Annotated in this window: 2 protein-coding genes; both read left to right on the top strand. The window is 71.0% G+C overall.

Annotated elements, in window-relative coordinates:
• A partial coding sequence (locus tag ACFOX0_RS33790; protein WP_377553693.1) for a type I polyketide synthase occupies positions 1–3,491 on the top strand: 3,491 nt, incomplete at its 5' end.
• A 24-nt stretch (positions 3,492–3,515) separates the two neighbouring features.
• On the top strand, positions 3,516–5,271 hold a 1,756-nt coding region (locus tag ACFOX0_RS33785), incomplete at its 3' end, for a type I polyketide synthase (protein ID WP_377553691.1).

Raw genomic sequence — 5,271 nt, 5'->3', positions numbered from 1 at the left:
GCCACACACAACCCGCACTATTCGCCTACGAAGTCGCCCTCTACCACACCCTCGGCCTCACACCCCACTACCTCGCCGGACACTCCATCGGCGAAATCACCGCCGCACACCTAACCGGAACCCTGTCCCTTGCCGACGCCGCGAAACTGGTCACCGCACGAGCCACACTCATGCAAAACCTGCCCGCGACCGGCGCCATGGCCACCATCCACGCCACCGTCGAGCAGGTCACACCGCACCTGGTCGGCGACACCACCATCGCCGCGGTCAACACCAACAACCACATCACCATCACCGGCACCACCGAACACGTCCAAGCCACCCTCACAAACATCCCAGCCCCATCACGCCTCCTCCAAGTCAGCCACGCCTTCCACTCCGCCCACCTCGACCCCATCCTCGACGAACTCACCACCGTCGCCTCCACACTCCACCACCAACCAGCCACCATCCCCGTCATCTCCAACCTCACCGGACAAACCGCCAACCACACACCCCAGTACTGGGCACAGCAGGCACGCGGCACCGTCCAATGGCACGACACCCTCACCTACCTCGCCGACCAAGGCGTCACCACCTTCCTCGAAATCGGACCACACAACACCCTCACCACACTCACCCGCGAAACACTCCCGCACGCGACCGCACTACACACCAGCCACCGCACCAACGGCACCAACATCGACACAGTCCTCGCCCAAACCTGGGCCAACGGCCACGGCAACCACCCAGCCCAACCCACCAACCACCTACCCGACGCACCCACCTACCCGTTCCAGCGGCAGAGCTACTGGCTGATCGACACGCCCCGGGCCACCGGTACGAGCCGTCACCCGATCCTCACCAGCGCCGTGGTTCACGCGGCGACCGGCGGCACCATCCACAGTGGCTCGGTCAGTGCGGCGACCCATCCGTGGATCGGAGACCACGGCGTGAACGGGGTAGCGCTGCTGCCCGCCACCGCCCTGGTCGAGATCGCCGCCGCCGCCGGCCGCGAGCAGGACTGCCCCACGATCGCGGAGCTGGTCCTGGAGTCGCCGCTGGTGCTGACCGGTTCGGGCGAAACCGGGCTGCAGGTGGCCGTCGAGCCGGCCGGGCCGGACGGGCGGCGCGCGTTCACCGTGCACTCGCGGCCGGGCGCCGACGCGTCCTGGCAGCGGCACGCGAGCGGTGTCCTTGCGCCGGCCGGGGCGGTTCCGCCACCGGATCCGGAGCTCGCCGTCTGGCCGCCGGTGGCCGCCTCCGCCGTCCCGCTCGACGGCCGGTACGCGGGTCTCGCCGACGACGGTTACCGGTACGGCCCGGCCTTCCAGGGTCTGACCGCCCTCTGGGAACGCGACGACACCCGATTCGGTGCGGTGTCCCTGCCGGCCGGTCTGTCCGGCGCCGAGGCGTACCTACTGCATCCGGCCCTGTTCGACGCCGCCCTGCAGGTGCAGCTCACGACCGGTACCGACAGCGAGCCGGTGCGGTTGCCGTTCACCTGGTCGGATGTCACGGTCCACCAGCCGGGTGCGACCACGCTGCGCGTGCGGGTACGCCGGCGGGGTGACGACGCCGAACTGACGCTGGCCGACGAGCAGGGCCGGCCGGTGGTGACCGTGCGTTCGCTGGTCTCGGTGCCACCGGCTCCGGGTTCTCTGGACCGGGGTACGCAGGAGTCGCTGTTCGCGGTGACCTGGCAGTCGCTGACCGCACCGGCCGTCACGGTCACACCCACGGTGCGGGTGCTCGGCGCCGACCATCTGGGGGTGGCCGCCGCTCTCGGCACCACGCCGGTCGCCGATCTCGCGGCGCTGGCGGCCGCGCCGCTGCCCCGGGTCGTCGTGGTGACCCCGCCGTCACCGGCCGGGCCGGACCCGGTCGCCGGGGTGCACGCGGCCACGGCGGAGACGCTGGCGCTTATCCAGCAGTGGACGGCCGACGACCGGTTCTCCGACTGCCGGATGGTGGTCGCCACCCGCGGCGCGGTGGCGGTGGCCGATGACAGCGTGGTCGAGCCGGCTCAGGCACCGGTGTGGGGCCTGATCCGCGCGGCACGGCTGGAGTATCCGGACCGGTTCGGCCTGATCGACCTGGACGGCGCCGGGCTCGACAAGGCGACGGCGTGGGTGCTCGACAGTGACGAGCCGGAGATCGCGGTCCGTGACGGGCAGGCGTACGTGCCGCGCCTCACCGAGCTGCGGGATCTCCCGGCCGACGAGAGCGAGCCGTGGAACCCGGCCGGGACGGTGCTGCTGACCGGCGCGTCCGGCGCTCTGGGCGGCCTGGTCGCCCGACGGCTCGCGGACCGCGGCGTCTCCTCGCTGCTGCTGGTCAGCCGCGGCGGCCGGGTCGCCGGCGACCTGGTCGCCGATCTGGAGTCGGCCGGGGTCGTGGTCACGGTCGCGGCCTGTGACGTCGCGGACCGGGACCAGCTGGCCGCGACGCTGGCCGGGGTGCCGGCGGATCGTCCGCTGACCGCGGTGGTGCACGCGGCCGGGGTGCTGGAGGACGCCGCCGTGGCCGGCCTCACCCCGCAGGCGCTGGCCCGGGTGCTGCGGCCCAAGGTCGACGCCGCCTGGAATCTGCACGAGCTGACCCGTGATCTCGACCTGGCGGCGTTCGTGCTGTTCTCGTCGACGTCCGGCATCCTCGGCGCGGCCGGTCAGGCGAACTACGCGGCCGCGAACGTGTTCCTCGACGCGCTGGCCCAGCATCGGCGGGCCGCCGGGCTGCCCGGTCTCTCGCTGGCCTGGGGTCTGTGGGACGGGCCGGACGGCATGGCGGCACAGCTCGGGGCGGCGGACGTCCAGCGGCTGGCCCGTACCGGCATGGTGGCGCTGCGCCCGGACGACGGCCTGGCCATGTTCGACATCGCGGTGCAGGCGGGTCGTCCGCCGGTCGTCGTCGCGGCCGCGCTGCGCCGTCGTCTGCTGACCGAATCGGCCCGCGCCGGGCAGCTGCCTCCGCTGCTCAGCGCGCTGGCCCCGACACCGGCCCGGCCTCAGCCGGCCGGGCCGGTGGACCGGATCAGGTCACTGTCCGGCGAGGAGCGGGGGCAGGCCATGACCGATCTGGTACGCGAGGAGGCCGCCCGTGTCCTCGCCCATGCCACCCCCGACGCGATCCCGGCCGATCTGGCCTTCACCCAGCTCGGCTTCGACTCGCTGACCGCGGTGGAACTCCGCAACCGGCTCAACTCCGCGCTCGGCGTCCGGTTACCGGCGACGCTGCTGTTCGACTTCCCGAACGCCGGTGCGGTCGCCCAGCACCTGACGACTCTCTTCGACGACGCCCCGGCCGCCGCGCCGGACGACGACGAACTACGCCGGGTGCTCGCCTCGATCCCCCTCGACCGGCTCCGCGCCTCGGGCCTCACCGACGCGCTGATGCGTCTCGCCGTCGAGCTTCCCGCCTCTCCTGCGGCGGCCCGTACCGCCACCGACTCGTCGGCCATCGACGAGATGGACATCTCCGCCCTCATCGAGCTCGCGCTCGACAAGGACTGACCGGCCCGGCTTTGGAGCGTTCCGATGACTTCCAGCACCTCTCACGAGCAGATCGTCCACGCGCTGCGCGCCTCGCTGAAGGAGACCGAGCGGCTGCGGGCCGACAACCAGGACCTGGTGGCGCGCGCCCGCGAGCCGATTGCCGTCGTCGGCATGGCCTGCCGGCTGCCCGGCGGGGTGTCGTCACCGGAGCAGCTGTGGACGCTGCTGGCCGACGGCCGCGACGCGATCGGTGACTTCCCCACCAACCGGGGCTGGGACCTCGACGCCCTCTACCACCCGGACCCGGAGCACTTCGGCACCAGCTACACCGGTCAGGGTGGTTTCCTGCACGACGCGGACCGGTTCGATCCGGAGTTCTTCGGGATGAGCCCGCGGGAGGCGCTGGCCACCGATCCGCAGCAGCGGCTGCTGCTGGAGACGGCCTGGGAGACGTTCGAGCGGGCCGGCATCGACCCGCGGGCGGTACGCGGCAGCCGGACCGGTGTGTTCGCCGGCGTGATGTACGACGACTACGCGGGCCGTATCCAGTCGGCTCCGGAGGACGTCGAGGGATATCTGCGTACCGGCAGTGCGGGCAGTGTGGCGTCGGGCCGGGTGGCGTACACCTTCGGTCTGGAGGGCCCGGCCGTCACCGTCGACACCGCGTGCTCGTCGTCGCTGGTCGCGATCCACCTCGCCGCGCAGGCGCTGCGCAACGGGGAGTGCTCGCTGGCGCTGGCCGGTGGTGTGACGGTGATGGCGACGCCGAATACGTTCGTGGAGTTCTCGCGGCAGCGGGGTCTGTCCCCGGATGGCCGGTGCAAGGCGTTCTCCGACGACGCCGACGGCACCGGCTGGGCCGAAGGCGCCGGCATGCTGCTGCTGGAGAAACTGTCCGACGCCCAGGCCAACGGCCACCCGATCCTCGCCGTCATCCGCGGCACCGCGATCAACCAGGACGGCGCCTCCAACGGACTCACCGCACCCAACGGCCCCGCCCAACAACGCGTCATCCAACAGGCCTTGGCCAACGCGGGTCTGTCACCCGACGACATCGACGCCATCGAAGCCCACGGCACCGGCACCAAACTCGGCGACCCCATCGAAGCCCAAGCACTCACCAACACGTACGGCACGGGCCGCCAGCGGCCCCTGTGGCTCGGCTCCTTGAAGTCGAACATCGGGCACACCCAGGCCGCCGCCGGAGTCGCCGGGGTCATCAAGATGACCCTGGCGCTCCAGAACCAGCAACTGCCGCAGACCTTGCACGTGGACACGCCGACCAGCCACATCGACTGGAACGACAACCCACTCACCCTGCTCACCGAACCGCAGCCCTGGCCGACGGGTGACGTCAAACGCCGGGCCGGCATCTCCTCCTTCGGCATCAGCGGCACCAACGCCCACCTCATCCTCGAAGAAGCACCCACCACACAACCGGCGGAAAAGCCGGGGCGGCCTCAAGTGCTGGCCTTCAGCGCCAAAACCGAGACAGCACTACACGCCTACGCCCACAACCTCGCCAACTACCTACACCACAACGACGAGACCGGACTCGCCGGACAACTCGCCACCCGCACCACCTTCACCCACCGCGCAATCACCACCCCCACCGACCTACGCCAAAACCAATACACCACCGGCACCACAGGCGGAAAACTCGCCATCCTGTTCACCGGCCAAGGCGCCCAACACCCCAACATGCACCACATCACCCACCCCACCTTCACCCACCACCTCAACCAGATCCTCACCCACTTCAACCCCGAACTACGCACCGCCATGACCACCAACGACA

This window comes from Micromonospora zhanjiangensis (genome assembly GCF_042650605.1).
Classification (GTDB): Bacteria; Actinomycetota; Actinomycetes; order Mycobacteriales; family Micromonosporaceae; genus Micromonospora_J; species Micromonospora_J zhanjiangensis.
This window is presented reverse-complemented; position numbering and strand designations above follow the sequence as displayed.